At 72.4% G+C, this 20,305-nt stretch carries 19 protein-coding genes and 1 pseudogene; 9 read left to right on the top strand and 11 right to left on the bottom strand.

The genetic code is table 11. The features are described from left to right. Positions 1 to 17: 17 nt before the first annotated feature. Together ABC766_RS01065 and ABC766_RS01060 are read right to left on the bottom strand one after the other, a co-directional pair. On the bottom strand, positions 18 to 293 hold the full coding sequence (locus tag ABC766_RS01065) for a YiaA/YiaB family inner membrane protein (RefSeq protein WP_043357650.1): 276 nt from the start codon (positions 291 to 293) through the stop codon (positions 18 to 20). Positions 294 to 341: 48 nt separating this feature from the next. After that, entirely contained in the window at positions 342 to 1,028 is a 687-nt protein-coding gene (locus ABC766_RS01060; RefSeq protein WP_345820697.1) for a PspA/IM30 family protein, read from the bottom strand. A gap of 107 nt (positions 1,029 to 1,135) precedes the next feature. On the opposite strand from ABC766_RS01060, the gene ABC766_RS01055 reads away from it, so the two are divergent. Then, entirely contained in the window at positions 1,136 to 1,762 is a 627-nt protein-coding gene (locus tag ABC766_RS01055) for a TetR/AcrR family transcriptional regulator (RefSeq protein ID WP_043756762.1), read from the top strand. A gap of 237 nt (positions 1,763 to 1,999) precedes the next feature. Next, positions 2,000 to 3,040 carry an ABC transporter substrate-binding protein gene (locus ABC766_RS01050; RefSeq protein ID WP_345820693.1) on the top strand — a complete coding sequence of 347 codons (1,041 nt, stop codon included), beginning with the start codon at positions 2,000 to 2,002 and terminating at the stop codon, positions 3,038 to 3,040. Between the two features lie 22 nt (positions 3,041 to 3,062). On the opposite strand, the gene ABC766_RS01045 is transcribed toward ABC766_RS01050, so the two are convergent. Both ABC766_RS01045 and ABC766_RS01040 read right to left on the bottom strand, forming a co-directional pair. Further along, on the bottom strand, positions 3,063 to 4,640 hold the full coding sequence (locus ABC766_RS01045; protein ID WP_043357661.1) for a DHA2 family efflux MFS transporter permease subunit: 1,578 nt from the start codon (positions 4,638 to 4,640) through the stop codon (positions 3,063 to 3,065). Continuing rightward, complete coding sequence (locus ABC766_RS01040) at positions 4,637 to 5,902, bottom strand: HlyD family secretion protein (protein WP_342142119.1); 1,266 nt, start codon at positions 5,900 to 5,902, stop codon at positions 4,637 to 4,639. The genes ABC766_RS01045 and ABC766_RS01040 overlap by 4 nt, the downstream gene beginning before the upstream one ends. A 77-nt stretch (positions 5,903 to 5,979) precedes the next feature. Between ABC766_RS01040 and ABC766_RS01035 the strand changes: the two genes are divergently transcribed. Both ABC766_RS01035 and ABC766_RS01030 read left to right on the top strand, forming a co-directional pair. Beyond that, entirely contained in the window at positions 5,980 to 6,654 is a 675-nt protein-coding gene (locus tag ABC766_RS01035; protein ID WP_051044827.1) for a TetR/AcrR family transcriptional regulator, read from the top strand. 201 nt (positions 6,655 to 6,855) lie between these two features. After that, on the top strand, positions 6,856 to 7,566 hold the full coding sequence (locus ABC766_RS01030; RefSeq protein WP_043352024.1) for a DUF1013 domain-containing protein: 711 nt from the start codon (positions 6,856 to 6,858) through the stop codon (positions 7,564 to 7,566). A gap of 147 nt (positions 7,567 to 7,713) precedes the next feature. Here ABC766_RS01030 and ABC766_RS01025 read toward each other — a convergent pair whose 3' ends face one another. The 3 genes and pseudogenes from ABC766_RS01025 to ABC766_RS01015 form a co-directional block, all read right to left on the bottom strand. Then, positions 7,714 to 9,063, bottom strand: coding sequence for an MFS transporter (locus ABC766_RS01025; RefSeq protein ID WP_345820690.1), 1,350 nt, complete (start codon positions 9,061 to 9,063; stop codon positions 7,714 to 7,716). A 157-nt stretch (positions 9,064 to 9,220) separates the two neighbouring features. Then, on the bottom strand, positions 9,221 to 10,246 hold the full coding sequence (locus ABC766_RS01020) for a histone deacetylase family protein (protein WP_345820689.1): 1,026 nt from the start codon (positions 10,244 to 10,246) through the stop codon (positions 9,221 to 9,223). 312 nt (positions 10,247 to 10,558) lie between these two features. Then, positions 10,559 to 11,659 (bottom strand): annotated as a pseudogene (locus ABC766_RS01015) (HD domain-containing phosphohydrolase); the annotation flags it as partial. A 560-nt stretch (positions 11,660 to 12,219) separates the two neighbouring features. Between ABC766_RS01015 and ABC766_RS01010 the strand changes: the two are divergent. Continuing rightward, on the top strand, positions 12,220 to 13,104 hold the full coding sequence (locus tag ABC766_RS01010; RefSeq protein WP_081948571.1) for a LysR substrate-binding domain-containing protein: 885 nt from the start codon (positions 12,220 to 12,222) through the stop codon (positions 13,102 to 13,104). A gap of 194 nt (positions 13,105 to 13,298) precedes the next feature. Next, complete coding sequence (locus ABC766_RS01005) at positions 13,299 to 13,541, top strand: hypothetical protein (RefSeq protein ID WP_345820683.1); 243 nt, start codon at positions 13,299 to 13,301, stop codon at positions 13,539 to 13,541. Here the strand turns inward: ABC766_RS01005 and ABC766_RS01000 are convergent. After that, positions 13,505 to 13,792: a hypothetical protein gene (locus ABC766_RS01000; protein ID WP_043356965.1), complete on the bottom strand. Its 288-nt coding sequence runs from the start codon at positions 13,790 to 13,792 to the stop codon at positions 13,505 to 13,507. The two genes, ABC766_RS01005 and ABC766_RS01000, sit on opposite strands and share 37 nt — an antisense overlap. A gap of 122 nt (positions 13,793 to 13,914) precedes the next feature. Beyond that, complete coding sequence (locus tag ABC766_RS00995) at positions 13,915 to 14,325, bottom strand: DUF1236 domain-containing protein (protein WP_043356963.1); 411 nt, start codon at positions 14,323 to 14,325, stop codon at positions 13,915 to 13,917. A gap of 288 nt (positions 14,326 to 14,613) precedes the next feature. Between ABC766_RS00995 and ABC766_RS00990 the strand changes: the two genes are divergently transcribed. Beyond that, positions 14,614 to 16,302, top strand: a complete 1,689-nt coding sequence (locus ABC766_RS00990; RefSeq protein WP_053608230.1) for a thiamine pyrophosphate-binding protein — start codon at positions 14,614 to 14,616, stop codon at positions 16,300 to 16,302. Positions 16,303 to 16,440: 138 nt separating this feature from the next. Then, a complete protein-coding gene (locus ABC766_RS00985; protein WP_043756769.1) occupies positions 16,441 to 16,884 on the top strand; it encodes a DMT family transporter in 444 nt (147 codons plus the stop codon). Between the two features lie 47 nt (positions 16,885 to 16,931). Here the strand turns inward: ABC766_RS00985 and ABC766_RS00980 are convergent, their stop codons facing one another. Then, positions 16,932 to 18,260: an Nramp family divalent metal transporter gene (locus ABC766_RS00980; protein WP_043357949.1), complete on the bottom strand. Its 1,329-nt coding sequence runs from the start codon at positions 18,258 to 18,260 to the stop codon at positions 16,932 to 16,934. Between the two features lie 156 nt (positions 18,261 to 18,416). On the opposite strand from ABC766_RS00980, the gene mntR reads away from it, so the two are divergent. Next, on the top strand, positions 18,417 to 18,878 hold the full coding sequence (mntR, locus tag ABC766_RS00975; protein ID WP_053608232.1) for a manganese-binding transcriptional regulator MntR: 462 nt from the start codon (positions 18,417 to 18,419) through the stop codon (positions 18,876 to 18,878). Positions 18,879 to 18,902: 24 nt separating this feature from the next. On the opposite strand, the gene ABC766_RS00970 is transcribed toward mntR, so the two are convergent. After that, positions 18,903 to 20,087, bottom strand: coding sequence for a zinc-binding metallopeptidase family protein (locus tag ABC766_RS00970; protein ID WP_043379837.1), 1,185 nt, complete (start codon positions 20,085 to 20,087; stop codon positions 18,903 to 18,905). Between the last annotated feature and the right edge of the window lie 218 nt (positions 20,088 to 20,305).

Here is a 20,305-nt window from a genome sequence, read left to right as displayed (position 1 = left end):
CGACCTCGGGGATCGGCTCAGAGCCGGCCCGGCACCGCCTCCCGCAGGACGCGCTCGGTGGCGGCGTCCTCGATCTTGTTGATCAGCCGTTTCGCCTCGTGCTCGTCGCGCAGGGTCTTGGCCAGGGTGAAGGTCGTGCCCGTGAGGAACAGCGACGCCATGGCGAGGTAGCCCTTGATCCAGATATCCGCGGGCAGGAAGAAGATGCCGATCGTCAGCATGGCGGCGGCGGCGGCGAAGCTGACCAGCGTGAAGGTCTTCCAGGCGCCGGTATGGGGCATCTGCGGTGTCATGGTGCGGTCTCCTGAGGAAGGATCGGATGGGGGTTCGTGCGGCGCCGGTCAGGCCCCGGCCCTGAGGCGGTCCAGCACCGCCCGCGGGTCCGTGCGGGGGCGGCCGTAGCCCGCCGCCTCGAGATCGGCCTCGATCCCGCCCGCGGTCCCGGCCTCGAGATCGGCCTCGAGCTCGGTCAGCGCGGCGGCGACGTCCGCCTCGGCCGCCTGCCGCTCGCGCATGCGCGCCAGTGTCCGCTCGGCCTCCCCGAGGGCCCCCGCCGACAGGGTCGTGACCCGGCGGCCCTCGAGGCCGGCCCGCCGCAGCGCCTCGGTGGTGCGGGCGGTCTGGAGCCCGCGGTCGAGATCCCGCAGCCGCTCGCCGCCCTGGGCGACGAGGCGCTTCAGCCGCTCGACCTCGGCGGCGAAGCGTTCGGCGGCGGCCCGGCGGTCGGCCCGCTCGTCCTCCAGCGCGGCGATGTGGATCGCCGCCCCGGTCCCGAGATCCTCGCGGCCGTCGGCCAGCGCCCGCCGCGCCCCGTCCGACAGGGTGTCGATGCGGGTCCCGATGGCGTCGAGGGCGCGCATCTCGGCGGCGTGGTAGGCCAGGGCGACGGCCAGTTCCCGCCGGGCGGCCGCCAGGGCTCCGGCGGCCTCCCGGATCTGCTGGCGCAGGATCGTCACGGCATGGGCGTCGTGGATCGCCTGGGCGTTGTCGGCGATCACGCCGCGCATCAGGAAGGAGAGGGTCCTCATCACGGTTCACCTCGCGAAGAACGACGGGCCGGATCGCATCCGTAATTTATTGAACGTCGTTCATGAAACAGGTAAAACACGCGGCGCGCCGCGTCGCAAGGGATAAAATGAACGAGGTTCATAAAAAAGTGCGCGGACGGCCGCGGAAGGAGCCGGGCGACCGCGCGGCGGATCGCCGGGCCCTGATCGAAGCCGCGGTGGCGATCCTGAACGCGGGCGGCGCGGCGGCGCTGACCGCCCGCGGCGTCGCGGAGCGGGCCGGCACGGCGGTGGGCTCGGTCTACACGCAGTTCGACAGCCTGGAAGTGCTGCGGCTGGAGGCCAACGCCGTCACCATGCGGCGGCTCCGGGACGCCCTCACGGAGGCGCTGGCGGCCTGTCCGTCGCGGGGGACGGAGGCGCGGCTCCTGTGCCTGGCCGATGCGTATCTCGCCTTCGCGGCGGGGCACCATGCCGCCTGGGCGGCGATCTTCGAGCGCCGCACCGTGGCGGCGCCGGATTCGGTGCAGGCCGACATCGCGGCCCTGTTCGGGATCCTGGAAGGGGTGCTGCGCGACGGCGGCCGCCTCGCCGAGGCGGAGATCCCCGTGATGGCGCGGGCGCTGTGGTCCAGCGTCCACGGCATGACCTATCTCGCCGATCTCGGCAGCCTCGGGCCCCTCGGCGTGGACGACGTGCGGCCGATGATCGACGCGCTGGTGCGGGCGGCGGTCCGGGGCTTCTCGGCGGGCTGAGTGCCCGCGACGGTGGCGGCCCCGGCCCCGGCGCGGGCGCTGCGTCCGGCGGTGCGGAGCCTGCCCGATCGTCGGCCGCGCCGGTCGCGCCGGTCGCGCATCGGGGGACGTTGCCGCGCCGGAATCGGCGGATCGGGGCGGCGGGGCCTTGCGCGCGCCGACCCGAACCTGTCCACTCGCGCCCAACGACACATCCGGATCGGACACGAATCCGCCGGGGTCACAGGGAGATGCGTCATGGTGGGTACGTCGCGGACGGGCGCGTTGCTGCTGGGCTGCCGCCGGCTCCTGCGGGCAGGACCGGCCCTCCTGCTGGCCGGGCTGGCGCTCGCCTCCCCCGCCCGGGCCGACGACGCCAAGGTGCGGATCAGCCGGCAGCCGGGCTTCGTCTACCTGCCCGCCGTCCTCGCCGAGCAGCACAAGCTGATCGAGAAGCACGCCAAGGCCGCCGGCCTCGGGGACGTCGCGGTGGAGTGGGTCAACCTGACGAGCGGCGCCGCCGGCAACGACGCGCTGCTCTCGGGCAATATCGACATCGTCGACAGCGGCTCCACCAACATGCTGCTGCTCAACGACCGGACGCGGGGCGACGTGAAGGGCCTGTGCGGCGTCGGCACCACGCCGATGCTGCTGCTCACCCGCAACCCGGACGTGAAGACCCTCGGCGACTTCTCCGGCAAGGACAAGATCGCCCTGCCCTCCGTGAAGGTCTCCTCGCAGGCGGTGCTGCTCCAGATCGCCGCCAGGAAGGCCTTCGGGCCCGAGAACGCCACCAAGCTCGACCCGCTCACCGTCCAGCTCGGCCATCCCGACGCGGTGGCGGCGCTGGCGAGCCCGCACAACGAGATCAACAGCCACTTCTCGCTGCCGCCGTTCCAGCAGCGCGAGCTGCAGGATCCGGCGATCCACACGGTGCTGAACTCCTTCGAACTCGTCGGCGAGCCGGTGAGCAACGCGATCCTCTACGCCCGGACCGGCTGGTACACCCGAAACCCCAAGCTCGCCGCCGCCATCGTGGCTGCGATCGACGAGGCCAATGCCGCGATCGCCCGGGACCCGCTCCAGGCCGCCAAGGATTATGTCGCGGCCACCAACGAGAAGACGCCCCCCGAGACCCTGGTCGCGATCATGAAGGAGCCGGGCACGAACTTCTCCACCACCCCCTACGGGATCATGCTCCAGGCCCGGCACTTCTACGCGATGAAGACCATCAAGGCCGAGCCCAAGGACTGGAAGGACACGTTCTTCCCGATCGTCCACAACCTGCCGGGGAAGTAGCCCCCGGCCTCGCATCGGCCCGTCAATGCGCCTCCACCGGCCCGGCGGCGCGCTGGGGCTTCTTGAGGATCGCCACCACGGCGAGGCTCGCCACGAGGCTCACCCCCACCAGCCAGAACCCGTCCGCGTAGGCCATGACGGTGGCCTCGCGGCGGACCTGTTGCGCCAGCATGCCCAGAGCCGCGCCCTTGGCGGCCAGCGGGTCGGCGATGCGGGCGTGCATCCCGGCGGCGAGCGCCGCGAGCCGGTCCTGGGTGCGGGTCGCGTTGACGGTGATCGCCTCGGCCAGCACCGAGAAGTGGAAGTGCTCCCGCCGGTCGATCATGGTCGACAGCAGGGCGATGCCGATCGAGCCGCCGAGGTTGCGCATCATGTTGGACAGCGCCGAGGCGTCGGCGGTGTCGCGCGGGCCGAGGCCCACGGTGGAGAGCTGCGAGAGCGGGATCGTGAACAGCGGCTGGCCGATGGCCCGCATGAGCTGCGGCAGGATCAGCTGGTCGGCGCCGACATCGTGGGTCAGGCCGACATTGATCCAGCAGCTCGCGATGAAGAACAGCGTCCCGGTGACCACGAGCAGCCGGGCGTCGACGGCGCGCATGAGCAGGGGCATCATCGGGAACAGGACCAGCTGCGGCAGGCCCGACCACATCACCACGGTGCCGATCTGCTCGGCATTGTAGCCCTGGATCTGCGCGCAATAGACGGGGATGATGTAGATCGACCCGAACGACACCGCGCCCAGCACGGTCATCAGCACGCAGGCGCCCCCGACCGAGCGGTTGGCCAGGACCCGCAGGTTGATGAAGGGCTTGGCCGCCGTCAGCTCGCGGACGATGAAGCCGGTGATCCCGGCGACGGCCAGCCAGCTCGCCTCGACGATCACGGGCGAGCCGAACCAGTCCTTGCGCTGCCCCTCCTCCAGCACGAAGGTCAGGGCCGGCAGCCCGGTCGCCATCAGGCCGATGCCGATCCAGTCGCCCTTGAGCAACTCGCCCCAGCGGGCGGGCGCGGCCTCGAAGGCGCCGAGCTGGATCGCCGCGGCGATCGGCCCGAAGATCAGGTTCAGGTAGAAGATGTAGTGCCAGGACAGGTTGTCGGTGAGCCAGCCGCCCACCGTCGGGCCGATGGCCGGCGCGAAGGTCGCCGTCAGGCCGAACAGCGCGATGCCCACCGCCTGCTGGCTCTTCGGCAGCCGCGTGCGCACGATCACGATGGCGGTGGGGATCAGCACGCCGCCGGTGAAGCCCTGGCCCGCCCGGAACAGGATCATCTGGCTCAAGCTGGTCGAGAGCGCGCAGGCCAGCGAGAAGGCGGTGAACAGCAGGGTGTTCACCGCGAGGTAGCGGCGCAGGCCGATCACCGAGGACAGCCAGCCGGTGAGCGGGATCACGATGATCTCGGCCATCAGGTAGGCGGTGGAGATCCAGCTCCCCTCCTCGGTGGAGGCGCCGAGCGCCCCCTGGATGTCGGCGAGCGAGGCGTTGGTGATCTGGATGTCGAGGATCGCCGTGAAGGCGCCGAGGATCGCGCCGAACACGGCGAGCCAGTCCCGGGCGCTCGCCTTTGCCTCGGGCCCGGCCACGGCCGGCACGGGGCTCATCGGGGCAGGGCCTCGCTGACCAGCGCCGGGGCGGGCTTCGGCCTGCGGCGGGCGGGATCCACCGGCTCCACCGGGTCGGCGGTGTGGACCGTCGCCTCCACCGACAGGCCGGGGCGCAGGCGGCCGACGAGCGGGTCGGCGGGATCGAGGGCGACGCGCACGGGCACGCGCTGCACCACCTTGGTGAAGTTGCCGGTGGCGTTCTCCGGGGGCAGCAGCGCGAATTGCGAGCCGGTGCCCGGGGAGAAGCTCTCGATCCGGCCCTCGAATGCATGGTCGCCGAAGGCGTCGACCGTGACGGTGACGCGCTGGCCCTCGACCATGTGCCCGGTCTGGGTCTCCTTGAAGTTCGCCACGAGGTAGATGTCGCGGCCCATCGGCACGAGGGTCAGGAGCCCGGTGCCGGGGGAGACCACCTGCCCGATCCGCAGCGCCCGGTCGCCGGCCACGCCGTCGATCGGCGCCAGGATGGTGGCGTAGCTGAGGTCGAGCTTCACCCCCTCGACCTTCGCCCGCGCCCCTTCGAGGCTCGCCCGGGTGCTGGCCTCCAGGGCCTTCAGGCTGTCGATCTGCTTCTGCGCGGCGTCGAGCGCGGCGGCGGACTTGTCGCGGGCGGCGTGGCGCTGGCGCAGGTCGGCATCCGCCTGCTGCTGGCGCTGCACCGTGCCGGAGCCGGTCTGCAGCAGGTTCTGGTAGCGGGTGTATTCCTGCTGCGCGAAGGTCAGCGCGGCCTCGGCATTGGCGAGGTCGGCCCGCGACGAGGCGACCTGCGCCTGCTGCTGGATGATCGCGGCGGCGACGCCCAGGACCTGCGCCTTGTCCTTCTCGACCTCGGCCTCGGCCTGCTTGAGCTGGACCCGGTAGGACCGGTCGTCGAGGCGGGCGATGACGTCCCCGGCCTTGACCGGCTGGTTGTCGCCGACCCGCACCTCCGCGACGGTGCCGGCGATGCGCGGGGCCACCGTCACCTTGTCGGACTGGAGATAGGCGTCGTCGGTCACCTCGAGGAAGCGGCCGACGGTCCACCAGTGCCAGCCGTAGGTTCCGGCGCCGCCCAGCGCGAGAACTCCGAGGAGGGGCAGCACGATCCGCGCGCGGCGGCGACGCGGCGCCGATGCGGAGGCCGGCGCAGGGACCTGGGCCGGGGTCTGGGTCTGGGCCGGGACCTGGGCCGGGACCGCCGCGGCGGCGACCGGGGCGGGCGCCGGGGCACCCGCGACCGGGTCGGCGCTCTTGAAGCTGTCGCTGCGACGTGCGTCCATCGGGTCTGGCCAGAATCAAAACGGTACGGTATCGTTTTGATAATGCGCGGGACGGCTTCGGGCAAGGAGAATCGCGGGTGACGGTCACGGAGATCGCGGGAGCGGAGGCGGGACAGCGGCGGGGCGGCCGGCCGACGCGCGCGGAGGCGGTCCGGCGCGAGGCGCACCTGATCGCCGTGGCGACCACCCTGTTCCTGGAGCGCGGCTTCGACGCCACCTCCATCGACGCGGTGGCCGAGGCCGCCGGGATGAGCAAGCCGACGGTCTATGCCCGCTACCGCGACAAGCGGGCCCTGTTCGAGGCGGTCCTGCGCGAGCGGATCGCCGCGTGGCTGGCGCCGCTCTCCGCCGCCGCCGAGGCCCAGGCCGCGCAGGGCGGGAGCGACGACGTCGAGACCGCCCTGCAGGATCTCAGCCGCACCCTGCTGGCCCACGGGCAGTCGCCGGGGGCGGCCATGCTCAAGCGCAACCTCGTGGCCCAGGCCCTGCAGTTTCCCGAACTGGCGCGGCTGGCCCACGAGGAGGGCTGGCTGCGGGGCGTGCGCGCCGTGGCGCAGCTGCTCGACGCCTTCGCCCGGCGCGGCCGGATCGCCGTGGCGGATCCCGAGATCGCGGCCGACCTGTTCCTCAGCCTCGTCCTCGGCCGGTCGTCCCAGGCGGCCCTCTACGGCATCGCCACCGATCCGGAGACGCAGGAGCGGCGGCGGCAGGCGGCGGTGCGGCTGTTCCTCGACGGGGTACGGCCGCGCTGAGGGGCGGCCGGTCGTCCCGGCCCCCGGTGAATCCGCAGGCGGGCTCTCCGAACCGCCGAACCCGTGATTGCGCCCCTCCCCGCCCGGGCCTATAGTGCCTCATCCCCATTCGACAGCGTGAGACGGGACATCCGGATCGGTCATCCGGAGCCCGCGGCCCGATGCCCGGCCCCCGTCCCGCCAGGCCGGAGCACGAGAGACATGTCCCAGGGTCCGCTGATGCCCAAGGCGACCGCCGTCTGGCTGGTCGAGAACACCTCGCTGGCCTTCGAGCAGATCGCCGATTTCTGCAAGCTGCACCCGCTGGAGGTGAAGGGCATCGCCGACGGCGAGGTCGCGGCCGGCATCAAGGGGCTCGACCCGGTCTCCACCGGCCAGCTCACCCGCGACGAGATCGAGAAGGCCCAGAAGGCGCCGCACTACAAGCTGAAGCCGGCCGTGTCGAAGGTGAAGCTGCCGGAGGTGAAGCGCACCACCAAGGGCCCGCGCTACACCCCCCTCTCCCGCCGCCAGGACCGGCCGAACGCCATCCTGTGGCTGCTGCGCAACCACCCGGAGCTGAAGGATTCGCAGATCATCCGGCTGGTGGGCACCACCAAGTCGACGATCCAGCAGATCCGCGAGCGCACCCACTGGAACTCGGGCTCGCTCCAGCCGATGGACCCGGTGACCCTCGGGCTCACCACCCAGATCAACCTCGATTTCGAGGTCCAGCGCGCGGCGGCCGACCGCCCGGCCGCGGTGGCGGCCGAATCCGGCGCCTCGCTGCTGCCGACCGAGGTCTCCACGGCCCGCGAGGCGGACGAGCGGGAGCACGCGGACGATCACGGCGGCCGCGAGGAGCGGCTCGATGCCGATTCGGTCTTCGCCAAGCTCAAGGGCCGGCACCACGACGAGGACGACGAGGACTAGGACCGGCCTCCGCCCTGCCCCCTGGGCCGGGCGGGCCCATGGCGCCTGTGCAGGATCCGGCCCCCGCTCCACCGGAGTCGGGGGCCGCTTTGCGTCTGGCCGGGCCCGGGACCGCTGGCCGCCGGCGGGGCGGGACCCGGGATCGATCTAATCCGGCAGCGGCCGGCCCCGCGTCTCCGGCATGAACCACGGCACCACGAGGCCGATCACGTAGACGCTCGACAGGGTCAGAGCCGCCGCGGCGACGCCCCCGAAGGCGGTCACGATCTGCCCGGCGAGGATCGGGAAGATCCAGGCGATCAGCCGCGCGCCGTTGAAGACCACGCTCGCCGCCGTCGCCCGCACCGCCGGGGTGAACAGCTCCGCGAGGTAGATCGCCATCCACGAGAAGGCGAAGCCCAGGGTGAAGAACCCGTTCAGGAAGGCGAGCCCCATGAACGGCACCAGCCCGCCGGTCCAGAGGTAGCAGGCGAGCGACGTGACGATGCAGCCGACATAGGTGACGAGCAGGAAGGCGCGGCGGCCGATCGCGTCGGCCACGAAGCCCGAGATCACGTAGGCGGTGATCGCCCCGACATTGTAGATGATGCCCATGCGCGGGCCCCAGACATTGGCCGGCTCGCCCGCGGCCTTGGCCAGCCCCTCCGTGTAGGCCGGCAGCCAGGACGAGACCGCCCACCAGCCTACCGTGGTGGCGAACGACATGGCGGTGGCCAGCAGCACCCGCCGCCGGCTCTCCGGCTCCCGAAAGATCTCCGCCAGGGTGAAGGGGCGTTGCGCGGCCCGCGGGGCGTGGCCGGCATCCTCCGCGGTGGCGGCCCAGCGCTGCGCCTTGAGCGCCTGCATCCACTGCTCGGATTCCTCCAGCGCCCGCCGCAGGTACAGGCAGACGAAGGCCGGCAGGGCGCCCAGCGCGAACAGGATCCGCCAGGATTCCGGGCCCAGGGGCTCGGTGGCCGCGAGCACGGCCCACACGATGGCGGCCAGCACCGCGCCGCCGCCGAAGCCCGATTGCAGGAAGCCGCAGCCCTTCGGCCGCGCCCGGTTCGGCCAGGTCTCGGCCACCAGGGCGATGCCGGTGGACCATTCCGAGCCGATGGCGAGCCCCGTGATGAACCGCAGGATCGCGAGCTGCGTGAAGCTCCCGGCGAAGGCGGTCAGCCCGGTGAAGACCGCGTAGCCGAGGATCGAGATCATCATCATGCGCTTGCGGCCGATATAGTCGGCCGCGATCCCGCCCATGAGGCCGCCGATCCCCCAGCCGAGCAGCGTGATGCCGATGGCGAGCCCCACGTAGGTGGCCGGCGCCTGGGCCTGCTCGGGGGTGAGGATCGAGGCCAGCGCCGGACGCAGGGCGTAGACCAGGGCCACCGCCTCGTAGCCGTCGAAGATCCAGCCGAGATAGCTGCCCCACAGGATCCGCCAGTGGCGCCGGGTGAGACCCGCGTACCACGGAGCGCTGGCCGCCTCGCGTAAGCCCACCTCGCCCGCGCCCATCGTCCGTTCCTCCCGCCCGGGACGCGTCGGCGGCGCCCGCCCCGCCCTGATAGGTCGGTTGTGGCATCGGGTCGACCACATCCGGGTAGCCGATCCGGCGCCCCGGCGATCACGATCGCATCACGCCCGCACCGCGGGGGCGGACGCGATGCGGGTCTCAGCGCGCGGCGTCGAAGGCAGCCAGGAAGGCCGCGAGGTTGTCCGGCAGGGCCGCGCAGAGATAGCCGCCCTCCTGCACCAGGGCCGTGGGCAGCCCGGCCCGGGCGATCCGCTCCGCGGCCCCGACGAATCCCGCCCGGGTCACCGCGAGGGCGCCGATCGGGTCGTCCGCGGCGGCGTCGAGGCCCAGCGCCACCACGAGGGCCCGGGGCCGGTGCGCGGCGACAGCCGCGAGACCCGCCTCCAGGGCCGCGAGCCAGGGCGCGTCCCCCGAGCCCGGCGGCAGCGGCAGGTTGCGGTTGAACCCCGCCCCCGCCCCGGTCCCGGTCTCGTCCGCATAGCCGGCGAAGAACGGGAAGTAGTCGGACGGGTCGGCATGGACCGAGACTGTCAGCACGTCGGCGCGGGCGTAGAAGATCCCCTGCGTGCCGTTGCCGTGATGGACGTCGATGTCGAGGATCGCCACCGGGCCGCCGGTGGCGGCGCGCATCCGCTCGGCCGCGATGGCGCTGTTGTTGAGGAAGCAGAAGCCGCCGGCGGACTCTGCGTAGGCGTGGTGGCCGGGCGGGCGGCACAGGGCGTAGGCGTGTCCCGCCGCGAGGGCCGCGTCGGCGGCCGCGACCGCGCATTGCGCCGACCCGTAGACCGCCGCCCAGGTGCCGGCGCGGATCGGCGTCGAGGTGTCGGCGGTGTAGAGGCCCAGCCGCCCGAGGAGGCCGGCGGGCCTCCGGTGCATCTGCGGCCGGGCGAAGGATCCGGTCAGGATCTCGTCGCCGATGTCGGGGATCTCGCTCCGGCGCGCCCAGGCCTCGGCCAGGAACGCCACGTAGTCCGGATCGTGCACCGCCCGGATCGGGTCGAGGCCGTGATCGGCCGGCTCGGCGAGGTCGTGGCCGCCCCGCAGGGCCGCGTCGCGCAGGATCGCGTAGCGGGCGGCCTGCTCGGGATGCGGGATCGGCGTGCCGCGCCGCAGGTAGCGTTCGGGATCGTGCCGGCCTGAATCGGGCGTGTGGAAGATGCGCATGCCGGAAGGTTAGGGGCTTCCGGGGGATGCGTCATCCGCCCGGCCCGCGCTCAGATGAGGTAGACGGTGCCGTCCGCGCGGAACACCTTGGGGCATTTCGCCCCGTCGACCAGGCGCCGGGCCGCGTCCAGGGAGATCCGGCGGGCCAGGGCGATCTCCGGCAGCGTCTTCCAGGTCGTGGTCATGGTGCGGCTCCGTCCGTGATCCGTGCGAGTCCGCGATCAACGGCGCAGACGAGCCCGGGTTCACCGATGGCGTCAGGAGCGCCTCGGGGCTGCTGACGCGCCATCCCGCGGGGGCCGGCGACGGGGCGGCGACCTCGCGGAGCAGGGTCGGCACCCGCGCCCAGGGTTCGGTGACCGGCCCCGCATTCGGCCGCACCCCCGCCCGGTTCTGCCCGCCGGCGACGCGGATGTCCGGGAAGCGCGCGCAGAAGGCCTCCACGCAGGCCGGGTCGAAGTGGCGGCCGCTGTCGGCGCGGATGCAGTCCAGGGCCGCGTCGAAGGGCAGCGCAGCCTTGTAGGGCCGCGCGGTGGTCAGGGCGTCGAACACGTCCGCCACCGCGACGATCCGGGCCGAGAGGGGAATCGCGGCGCCGACGAGCCCGTGCGGGTAGCCGCCGCCGTCCCATTTCTCATGGTGAAACTCGGCGATCTCGGCGGCCAGCCGGATCAGTTCGGAGGCGCTCCCGCCCAGGATGCGCCGGCCGATCGCCGGATGCGTCTTGATCAGGTCGAACTCGTCCCGGTCGAGCCGGCCGGGCTTGAGCAGGACGCCGTCCGGGATGCCGACCTTGCCGACATCGTGCAGGGGCGCCGCGAGATAGAGGTTGCGGCAGACATCCGGCGCCAGCCCGAGCCCCTCGGCGACGATCTGGCTGTAGCGGGCCACCCGCCATGTGTGATCGCCGGTGTCGTTGTCGCGGTATTCGACCGCCAGCGCCAGGCGGAAGATGATCTCCTCCTCGCGCTCACGCATGTGGCGCAGGGCGGCCTCCACCGCGCCGTCGAGCCAGGCCGCCTGCTCGGCGAGCCGCCGCACCGCCCGGGCGAGCCGGATCATGTTGCGCAGCCGGACGGTGAGTTCGACGCCCTGCATGGACTTGTCGAGGAAATCGGTCGCCCCCGCCTCCAGGGCGGCGAGCCGCACCGCGTCCGAGATGTCGCTCGTGATCATCACGATCGGCACCTGCGCGTAATGCGGGATGGTCCGCATCTGCCGGATGAAGGCGATCCCGTCGATGCCGGGCATGTGGCAGTCGACCAGGACGATATCGAAGGCCCGCATCCGCGCCTCGACCATCGCGGCGACCGGGTCGCCGTGATCGGTGACGGACATGTCGGGCTTGGCCTCCAGCAGGCGGCGGAGGCGCATCCGCATGGTGGCGCTGTCGTCGACGAGGAGCGCGTCCATCAGCGGCGCCCAGACCGGTTCGCGGGCGTATCGGAGCCGGAGCGCCGCAGGCGATCGCGGGACGGCCGGTCGATCCCATGTTCTGACGCAGAAGCCATCGTCGCGAAGCCTTGCAAGACTATTCGATGATCATTGAGACATGCAGCGTTAACGTCCGGTAAATCTGAATTGAATCTGAATTGCTGATATTTACAGAATTATTGACTTTTGCGGGGTCCATATTTGGATTGTTCCGAAATTGACCCGGATTTTCTGCGTCGATAGACCGGTGAAATTGCGCGCTATACCGTGCCGGATACCTCGGGACTGGTCCGTCTCTGCCCGGGACCGGCGCGCCCGGCCCTTCCTGCAGCGCCCCCTGGGCTCGGGCTCGGGCCGATGCCGGGGCGCGGCCGGTGGGAATTCCTGACAGACGGGCGGCCGGCCGCTACCGTGGCCCGGCGACGGCCGGGGCCGTCGACGCGCGACCGGGCCAGGGCCGGGCCAGGGCCGGGCCAGGGCCGGTTCCGGGCTGCCCGGGCCGCGCCGGTGCAGATGGCGTGTCGGGAGGCGCCTGCGCGATGATGCGGTTCGATCTCACCGATCTCGGCCTGTTCCGGCACGTGGTCGAGGCCGGCTCGATCACCCACGGGGCCGCACGGGCGAACCTCGCCCTGGCGGCCGCCTCGACGCGGATCCGGCTGATGGAGGAGTCCCTCGGCGCGGCGCTGCTGACCCGGGGCCGGCAGGGCGTCAGCCCGACCCCGGCCGGGCGAGCCCTCCTCGTCCACGCCCGGGAGGTCCTGGCCGGGGTGGAGCGGTTGCGCGAGGAGATGGCGGCCTTCTCGGGGAGCGCCTTCGGCCAGATCCGGGTGCTGGCCAACACCAACGCGCTGACCGAGTTCCTGCCGGACGCGCTCTCGGCCTTCCTGGCCGATCACCCCGGGATCGGCGTCGAGATCGACGAGCGCACCTCCGAGGAGATCGTCGGGCTGGTGGCCGAGGGGGCGGCCGATCTCGGCATCCTGTCCGGCACGGTGGATACCGGCTCGCTGCGGACCTTCCCGTTCCGGGAGGACCGGTTCGTGCTGGTGGCGGCCCGGGATCACCCCCTGGCGGCGCGCGGGACGATCCCGTTCGCCGAGCTGCTCGGCCACGACCTCGTCGGCCTCGACCGGCGCAGCGCCATCAGCCGGTTCCTCGTCGCCCAGGCGGTGCGGGAGGGGCGGCCGATGCGCCTGCGGGTGCAGCTGCGGGACTTCGACGCCGTCTGCCGGCTCGTCGAGGCACGGGTCGGGCTGGCGGTCCTTCCCGAGAGCGCCGCCGCCCGCGCCGCCCAGGGCCTCGCCCTGGCGGTGGTGCCCCTCGCCGATTCCTGGGCGCGGCGCGACCTGACCCTGTGCCTGCGCGACCTCGACGGGCTGCCGCCGTTCATCCGGGCCTTCGTGGCGCAGCTGCGCGCCTGAGCGTCGCCCGGCCCCCGCCCCGGGCCCGAGGCGGGGAGACCGCGGAACACCGCGATGGTCGCGGACATGATGCGCGTCGTCCGCGGGCTCGATCCGCATAGGGGTTCCGATGGGGCCGCCGTTCCGTCCGGTCATGAGGCGGGACGGGTCGGTGGTGATCGGCGACGCCTTCGAGGCCGCCTGCCCGCGTCCAGGTGCCGGCCTGCGACGCCCGCAGCCTGCGCGCCAGCCTCTACGCCCGCGGCCCCGCGATGGAGGCCGGCGCCCTCTGGCGGGCCCGGCGCCTGCGCAACCGCGTCGCCCGCACGGCGATCCGTCTCGCCGATGCCCCCGGGCCGCGGCGTCCCTGGCGCTCGGCCTGGGGCTGTCGGAGCGTTTGGCGCGCCCTGACGCGGCGGCGTCAGCGCCAGCGCTCCTCCGTGCAGGCCAGCACGTAGACGACGTGCATGCAGCGGGCCTGGGCGGCCTGCGAGGTCGCGTCGCTCATGCACGCCCGCATCCCGGCGGAGAGCAGCCCGCGATCGACGTCCTGATCCCGGGCGCAGGTGAAGATGGGCTGGAAGCCTTCGAACCGGCTCACCTGCCAGAAGATGACCACGAACGCGAGCAGACAGAACGCGCAGACCAAGAGCCGGTTGTCGTAGAACCAGTGTCTCCGATCGGCCTCTGCGGTGTTGCGCGCGCTCATCCCGTCACCGGGGGCGCCGACAGGATCGCGGTCTGGGCCACCTGTGTCCTCCGCAGCGGATCGCCCGCGCCATCTCGCCGAATCCCTCAGCCGCGCCAGCCGCGCCCACCGGGAGGGAACCGTCAGTCGATCACCTCCACGATGCGGCGCGTGCGTGGCTCGACGAGCACCGGATGGCCGTTGACGATCGTGTAGCTGTACTCCGGCAAAGCGAACTCGCGCGGGACATCGTAATACACGACGCCCTCCTCCGGTAGCACGGTTCCGACCCGAACGGGGCCCGCGAGGGCGACGGACGGGCGGCGCTCGCCGAGGGCGTAGATGCGGAATCGCTCCCGCCGGTCGACGCCGAGGATGCCGTTGGCCGTGCCCACGGCGGCACCGATCGCGCCGCCGACGATCGCCCCGAGGGGGCCCGCCATCTCCTCGCCGCGCGAGGCGCCCTCCTGGGCGCCGCGCTCCAAGCCTTGCGCCTGCGCGATGGCGGGGAGGCCCAGCGTGGCCAGGAGCGCAAGGGGAGCCGCGATCCGCATGGGTGTCGTCCTGGTCGGTGGCATGGACCTTCAGGCCTGCGCCTGAGGGGGCGGGAGCATCCCGGCCACGGCAGGTTACGCCAGAAAGGCTGCCGATCGGTTGCGGCCCGCCGCACGCCGTCCGCAAGGGGGCCGCATCGGGCGCCGGCCCCCTCTTCCGGCACCCTCTTCGCGATCGGCGTGACGGTTCGGCTCTCGGTCGGCTCTCGGGATGCGGGCGGAGCCGCGGCATTGCCCCGGCCCGCCCATGGTTTAGCCTCCCGCTGATTCCGCCGGAGAGGACAGGGCATGTCGATCGAGACCGTGGAGACCGCCGGCCGGCGCCGGGGCGCCGACCTCCTGGTGGAGGTGCTGCGCTCGGAGGGGGTGCGCTACATCTTCGGCAATCCCGGCACCACCGAATTGCCGCTCATCGACGCGCTCACCGAGGCGCCGGACATCGCCTACATCCTCGCCCTGCAGGAGGCGACCGCGGTGGCGATGGCGGACGGCTACGCGCAGGGCGCCCGGCGGCCCGCCTTCCTCAACCTGCACACGGCGGGCGGCCTCGGCCACGCCATGGGCGGGCTCGTGAATTCCCAGGTCTCCGGCACGCCGCTGGTGGTCACCGCCGGGCAGCAGGATCTCCGCCACGCGCTGACCGACCCGCTGCTGATGGGCGACCTCGTGGCCATCGCCGACCCGGTGATGAAGTGGGCCCGGGAGGTGACGAGCCCGGACCAGATCCCGATCCTGCTGCGCCGGGCCTTCCACGATGCCGCCGCCGCCCCGTCCGGCCCGGTCTTCCTGTCCCTGCCCATGGACGTGATGGAGGCGATGAGCGCCGTACCGGCGGGCGAGACCTCGACCATCGACCAGCGGGCGGTGGCGGGTTCCCTCGACCGGCTGGCGGACAAGCTCGCCGCCATCGCGCCCGGCCGCCTCGCCCTGATCGCCGGCGACGAGATCGACGCCTCGGACGCCTCGGCCCAGATGGTGTCATTGGCCGACCTGCTGGCGGCGCCGGTCTACGGCTCGTCCTGGCCGGCCCACATCCCCTTCCCCACCGCGCACCCGCTCTGGGCCGGGAACCTGCCGACCCGGGCCGACGCCATCGCCGCCATCCTCGGGCGCTACGACGCGGTGTTCGCGCTGGGCGGCAAGTCGCTGATCACCGTGCTCTACTCGGAGGTCTCGGCGGTGCCGCCGGGGGTGCAGGTCTTCCAGCTCTCGGCCGACGTGCGCGACCTCGGGCGCACCTATGCCACGAGCCTCTCGACCGTGGGCGACATCCGCGCCTCGCTGGACGCCCTGCTGCCGCTGCTCCGCCCCCGCCTCGCCGACCGGGCCGAGGCCTTCGCGCAGCTGCGCGCCCAGGCAGTGACCGCCCGGGCCGAGCGGCGGGCGACGCTTGCCGCCGCGGCGGATGCGGCCTTCGAGGATCCGGTGATCGCGCCCCTGGTGGCCGCCCGGGAGGTGGCCCGCGCGGTCGGGGCCGAGACCACCATCGTGGACGAGGCGCCCGCGACGCTCACGCACCTGCGCACCTTCCTCGACAGCCCGTCGGCCCATCAATACGCGGCGATGCGCGGCGGCGTGCTCGGCTGGGGCATGCCGGCCGCGGTGGGGTTTTCCTTGGGGCTCGACCGGGCGCCCGTGGTCTGCGTCGTGGGTGACGGGGCCGCCATGTACTCGCCCCAGGCCCTCTGGACCGCCGCGCACGAAAAGCTGCCGGTCACCTTCGTGGTGATCAACAACGCCGAGTACAACATCCTCAAGACCTTCATGAAGGGCCAGGCGCACTACGCCTCGGTGCGGGCCAACCGCTTCATCGCCATGGACCTCACCGACCCGCGCATCGATTTTCCGGCCCTGGCCGCCTCGATGGGGGTCCCCGCGCAGCGCGTGACCCGGGCCGCCGACATCGCCCCGGCGATCGAGGCCGGGATCCGGTCGGGAGGGACCAACCTCGTGGAGGTGGTGGTGCGGGCGACGTGAGGGGCCGCCCCTCCGCCGGCCTCCGAGGGGCGCGGCCCTGAGGGCCGTCGCGGCGTTCGGACACAGAGGCTGCCGAGGAACACGGACGTCCGGCCCGGGCTGCCCTAGGGATCGGTTTGACCGGGCGGGATCTCAGCCATGTGGTACCTCTACGGTTTCGCGCTGCTGGCCGGCGTGGCCAACGCCGTCCAGGCCGGACAGAACGGGACGCTGTCGAAGGGGCTGGCCGAATCGCTGGTCGCCGGCCTCGTGGTCGCCGCCGGGACCGCGAGTTGCATCCTCGCGGTGGGGCTCATCACCGGGAGGCTCGCCTGGCCGACGGCCGCGCAAGCCCTCGGGATGCCCTGGTGGGCGTGGTTCGGCGGGGTCCTGGGCGGAGGCATCATTCTGGCGCAGTTCGTCGTGGCCCGCCAGATCGGGGCCGCCCCGTTCCTGGGCCTCCTCGTCACGGCCGGGGTCGCCACATCGATCATGCTGGACAATTTCGGGTGGGTCGGCTTCGAGCGCCACCCCGCCAGTCTCTGGCGCATCCTCGGCGGCGTGCTGATGATCGCCGGCGTCGCCCTCGTCGCGCTGTTCTAGGGGCAAAACCGGGCCGGCCGATCACATCGACCGGCCGCCTCGCGGGCTTACCCCAGCCCCGGCACCGGTATCCCGAAGGCCGCCGCCAGCAGGACCATGTTGAGGGCGAGCACCACGGCCGCCCCCGCGACGGCCGCCGCCTGGGTGAGCGGCCCGTTGGCGAAGGGGCCCATCACGCTCCGGCGGCGGGTGAACACCACCAGCGCCACCATCGGCACCGGCAGGGCCAGCGACAGCACCACCTGGGACAGGACCAGCGCCCGGGTCGGATCGACGCCGATCGCCACCACCACGAAGGCGGGCAGCATGGTCACGAGCCGGCGCACGAGGAGCGGGATGCGCCAGCCGGTGAAGCCCTGCATCACCAGCTGGCCGGCGAGCGTCCCCACCACCGAGGAGGAGATCCCGGAGGCGAGCAGCGACACCAGGAAGGCCGCCCCGGCCGCGGGGCCCAGCAGCGGCGTCAGGGTCCGGTAGGCCTCGCCGATCTCGGCGACCCCGCTGTGGCCGGCATGGAAGGCCGCCGCCGCCATGATCACCATCGCCATGTTGACGAGGCCCGCGAGCAGCAGCGCCACCACCACCTCGCGGTTGGAGTAGCGCACCAGAAGGCGCCGGTCGGCCTCGTTCCGCGGGCTGCCGCGCCCCTGGGTCAGGCCGGAATGCAGGAACAGGGCGTGCGGCATCACGGTGGCGCCGATGATCCCCACCGCGATGGTGAGCGCCTCCGCGTCCGGGATCCGCGGGGTGACGAGGCCCTTCGCGGCCTCGCCCCAGGCCACCGGGGCGATCAGCAGCTCGATCGCGTAGCAGAGGCCGATCGTGCCGACCATCGCCCCGATGGCGATCTCCAGGGGCCGGAAGCCCTCGTGCTCCAGGAGCAGGATCGCGTAGGTGACGATCGCGGTGATCGCCATCCCGGCCATCAGCGGCATGCCGGTGAGCAGCGACAGGCCGATGGCGCCGCCGAGGAACTCCGCGAGGTCGGTGGCCATCGCGGCGACCTCGCTGATGCCCCACAGGGTGAGGCGCACCGGCCGCGACGTCGCGTCCCGGCAATGCTCGGCGAGGTTCTTGCCGGTCACGATGCCGAGCTTGGCCGACAGGGCCTGGAACAGCATCGCCGTGAAGTTGGCGAGCAGCACCACCCAGAGCAGCCCGTAGCCGTAGCGGGCGCCGGCCTGGATGTTGGTGGCGAAGTTGCCGGGGTCCATGTAGGCGATCGACGCCGTCACGGCCGGACCCGCGAACAGCAGGAACCGGCCCCGTCCACCCGCCCGCCCTTCGAGGACGTCGCGGATGGCGCTCTCCGTCCGCCGGCTCATCGCCCCGGGCGGGGCGCCCCCGGGGGCCGTCCCGGCGTTCGGCGCCACCATGCTCACCCTCTCCTCAAAGATATAGCTCGGGCTATATTCAGGGCTGCGGCCGCGGGATTCAAGGGGTTTTCCGCGTGCCGCGTGGGACTCCCCTCCGGCCGCCGGTTTTTGCTAGACAGGGGCGGGGCGGCGTGTGCGTGCCGAGAGGGAGAGCCGATGCAGGAACCGTCCGAGCCGGGCTCGCCCGAGACCGCGCTGGTCGATCCCGAGCGGCACGTGGAGAGCTTCCGGCAGGCCCGCGAGGCGCGGCGGTCCGAGCTGGTCGAGGATTACGTCGAGCTGATCGACGACCTGATCGGCGACGGCGGCGAGGCGCGCCAAGTGGACATCGCGGCCCGCCTCGGCGTGGCGCAGCCCACCGTCGCCAAGATGCTCAAGCGTCTGTGCGAGGACGGGTTCGTCCAGCAGCGGCCCTATCGCGGCGTGTTCCTGACCGAGGCCGGCCGCCGGCTCGCCGCCCAGGCGCGGGAGCGCCACCGGATCGTCGAACGCTTCCTGTGCGCGCTGGGGGTGAGCCCCGAGACCGCCCGGCGGGACGCGGAGGGGATCGAGCACCATGTCAGCGCCGAGACCCTGGCGGCGTTCCGCGCCTTCGCGGAACGTCACGGGGGGACGTGAGGCGCCCGTCCGTCCGCCCTGCCCTCACACCGTCGGCGCAGGCACCTTCTGGCGCAGGCCCAGGATCACCGCCCGGAGCATCTCGGCGCCCGCCTCGCCGGCATCCGGCAGGATGCCGGTGCGGGAGGCGTAGATCCGCTCGTGCACGAAGGCGAGCTTGGCGATCACCGTCGGCGTCAGCTTGAACGGGTAGAGCGCCGGCTGGCCCATGCTGTGGGAGAGCGAATTGATCGCGTAGGTCAGCGGCAGCCACGCCGCGATCAGCCGGTCGAGATCCTGGGTGTTGTAGGGGTCGAAGTCGATCACGGTCGGTGCCGCCTGCCCGTGGCGCAGGCGCGGGCGCACGTGCAGCTCGAAGGTCGAGGCGGTCTCCACCGTGTCGACGATGTGCAGGTAATGCGCGAAGGTCTCGGCGAAGTCCTCCCAGGGATGCGCCGTGGCGTAGGCCGACACGTAGGCCTCGTCCCAGTCGGCGGGCGCGCCCCGCGCGTAATGGTTCTGCAGCGCCTGGACGTAGTTCAGGCGCTCGTCGCCGAACAGCGCCCGGAAGGCCCCCATGGTGGGGCTGTTCATCACCAGCAGGTACCAGAAGTAATGCCCGATCTCGTGCCGGAAATGGCCGAGCAGGGTGCGGTAATGCTCGCCGAACAGGATCCGGCGGCGCTCCCGCTCGACATCGTCGGCCTCGGCGATGTTCATGGTGATCAGGCCGTTGATGTGCCCCGTCAGCACCGGCATTCCGCCGGAGAAGCTCTCGGACGGATCGGCCAGGAAGTCGAAGGCCAGCCCGTCCGTGTACTGGGCGCGGGTGGCGAGCGGCAGGTCCAGGCGCAGCAGCGAATAGAACAGCCTGCGCTTGGCGGCCTCGATCTGGCGCCAGCGGGTGAGGTTCCAGGTCTGCGACAGGTCCGGCACAACGCGGTTGTGGCGGCAGGCGGTGCAGTAGATGTCGGGGCTGTCCTCCGGCACCAGCCAGTTGCAGGCCTCCGAAACGGCGTTGTTGCACAGGCGGTAGCGCCGTCCGGGATCCGCGTAGGCGTGGAAGACCTGCGCGCCGCCCATCAGCGGGTGCGCCGAGGCCCCCTGCGGCTCCAGGGCCGAGACCTCGTGGACCACGCACGTATAGCCCAGCTGCCGCGCACAGCTCTCGCAGGCGGTCGCCTCGAAGGTGACCGGCTGGTCGCAGGCCTGGCACTGGAAGATCTTCATCGCGCGGTCCCGGGCCGGCACCCGGCCCACCTGCCGGTCAAAGCGGGGCCAGGCGGCAAAGTTCCGGCCAGAGGTTCGGAGGCCTGGGCGCCGCCGCACGGAAATTGCTTGTGTCTCGGTTCGTGTCGCATAACCGCGCGGTGGGGGGCGATGGTCGACCCGCCGTGACGTCCGGAACCGGCGCCGAGGCCGGATTCGATCCTTCAGACGGAGCCATC

It is taken from the genome of Methylobacterium fujisawaense (assembly GCF_039619325.1).
Classification (GTDB): domain Bacteria; phylum Pseudomonadota; class Alphaproteobacteria; order Rhizobiales; family Beijerinckiaceae; genus Methylobacterium; species Methylobacterium fujisawaense.
The sequence above is the reverse complement of the archived record's forward strand: the minus strand, read 5'-3'. Positions and strand labels throughout refer to the sequence as shown.

What these genes read in the sequence shown, in the direction of transcription:
- ABC766_RS01065 (WP_043357650.1), bottom strand. Translation starts at nt 293, where the DNA reads ATGACACCGCAGATGCCCCATACCGGCGCCTGGAAGACCTTCACGCTG.
- ABC766_RS01060 (WP_345820697.1), bottom strand. Translation starts at nt 1,028, where the DNA reads ATGAGGACCCTCTCCTTCCTGATGCGCGGCGTGATCGCCGACAACGCC.
- ABC766_RS01055 (WP_043756762.1), top strand. Translation starts at nt 1,136, where the DNA reads ATGAACGAGGTTCATAAAAAAGTGCGCGGACGGCCGCGGAAGGAGCCG.
- ABC766_RS01050 (WP_345820693.1), top strand. Translation starts at nt 2,000, where the DNA reads ATGGTGGGTACGTCGCGGACGGGCGCGTTGCTGCTGGGCTGCCGCCGG.
- ABC766_RS01045 (WP_043357661.1), bottom strand. Translation starts at nt 4,640, where the DNA reads ATGAGCCCCGTGCCGGCCGTGGCCGGGCCCGAGGCAAAGGCGAGCGCC.
- ABC766_RS01040 (WP_342142119.1), bottom strand. Translation starts at nt 5,902, where the DNA reads ATGGACGCACGTCGCAGCGACAGCTTCAAGAGCGCCGACCCGGTCGCG.
- ABC766_RS01030 (WP_043352024.1), top strand. Translation starts at nt 6,856, where the DNA reads ATGTCCCAGGGTCCGCTGATGCCCAAGGCGACCGCCGTCTGGCTGGTC.
- ABC766_RS01025 (WP_345820690.1), bottom strand. Translation starts at nt 9,063, where the DNA reads ATGGGCGCGGGCGAGGTGGGCTTACGCGAGGCGGCCAGCGCTCCGTGG.
- ABC766_RS01020 (WP_345820689.1), bottom strand. Translation starts at nt 10,246, where the DNA reads ATGCGCATCTTCCACACGCCCGATTCAGGCCGGCACGATCCCGAACGC.
- ABC766_RS01010 (WP_081948571.1), top strand. Translation starts at nt 12,220, where the DNA reads ATGATGCGGTTCGATCTCACCGATCTCGGCCTGTTCCGGCACGTGGTC.
- ABC766_RS01000 (WP_043356965.1), bottom strand. Translation starts at nt 13,792, where the DNA reads ATGAGCGCGCGCAACACCGCAGAGGCCGATCGGAGACACTGGTTCTAC.
- ABC766_RS00995 (WP_043356963.1), bottom strand. Translation starts at nt 14,325, where the DNA reads ATGCGGATCGCGGCTCCCCTTGCGCTCCTGGCCACGCTGGGCCTCCCC.
- ABC766_RS00990 (WP_053608230.1), top strand. Translation starts at nt 14,614, where the DNA reads ATGTCGATCGAGACCGTGGAGACCGCCGGCCGGCGCCGGGGCGCCGAC.
- ABC766_RS00985 (WP_043756769.1), top strand. Translation starts at nt 16,441, where the DNA reads ATGTGGTACCTCTACGGTTTCGCGCTGCTGGCCGGCGTGGCCAACGCC.
- ABC766_RS00980 (WP_043357949.1), bottom strand. Translation starts at nt 18,260, where the DNA reads ATGGTGGCGCCGAACGCCGGGACGGCCCCCGGGGGCGCCCCGCCCGGG.
- mntR (WP_053608232.1), top strand. Translation starts at nt 18,417, where the DNA reads ATGCAGGAACCGTCCGAGCCGGGCTCGCCCGAGACCGCGCTGGTCGAT.
- ABC766_RS00970 (WP_043379837.1), bottom strand. Translation starts at nt 20,087, where the DNA reads ATGAAGATCTTCCAGTGCCAGGCCTGCGACCAGCCGGTCACCTTCGAG.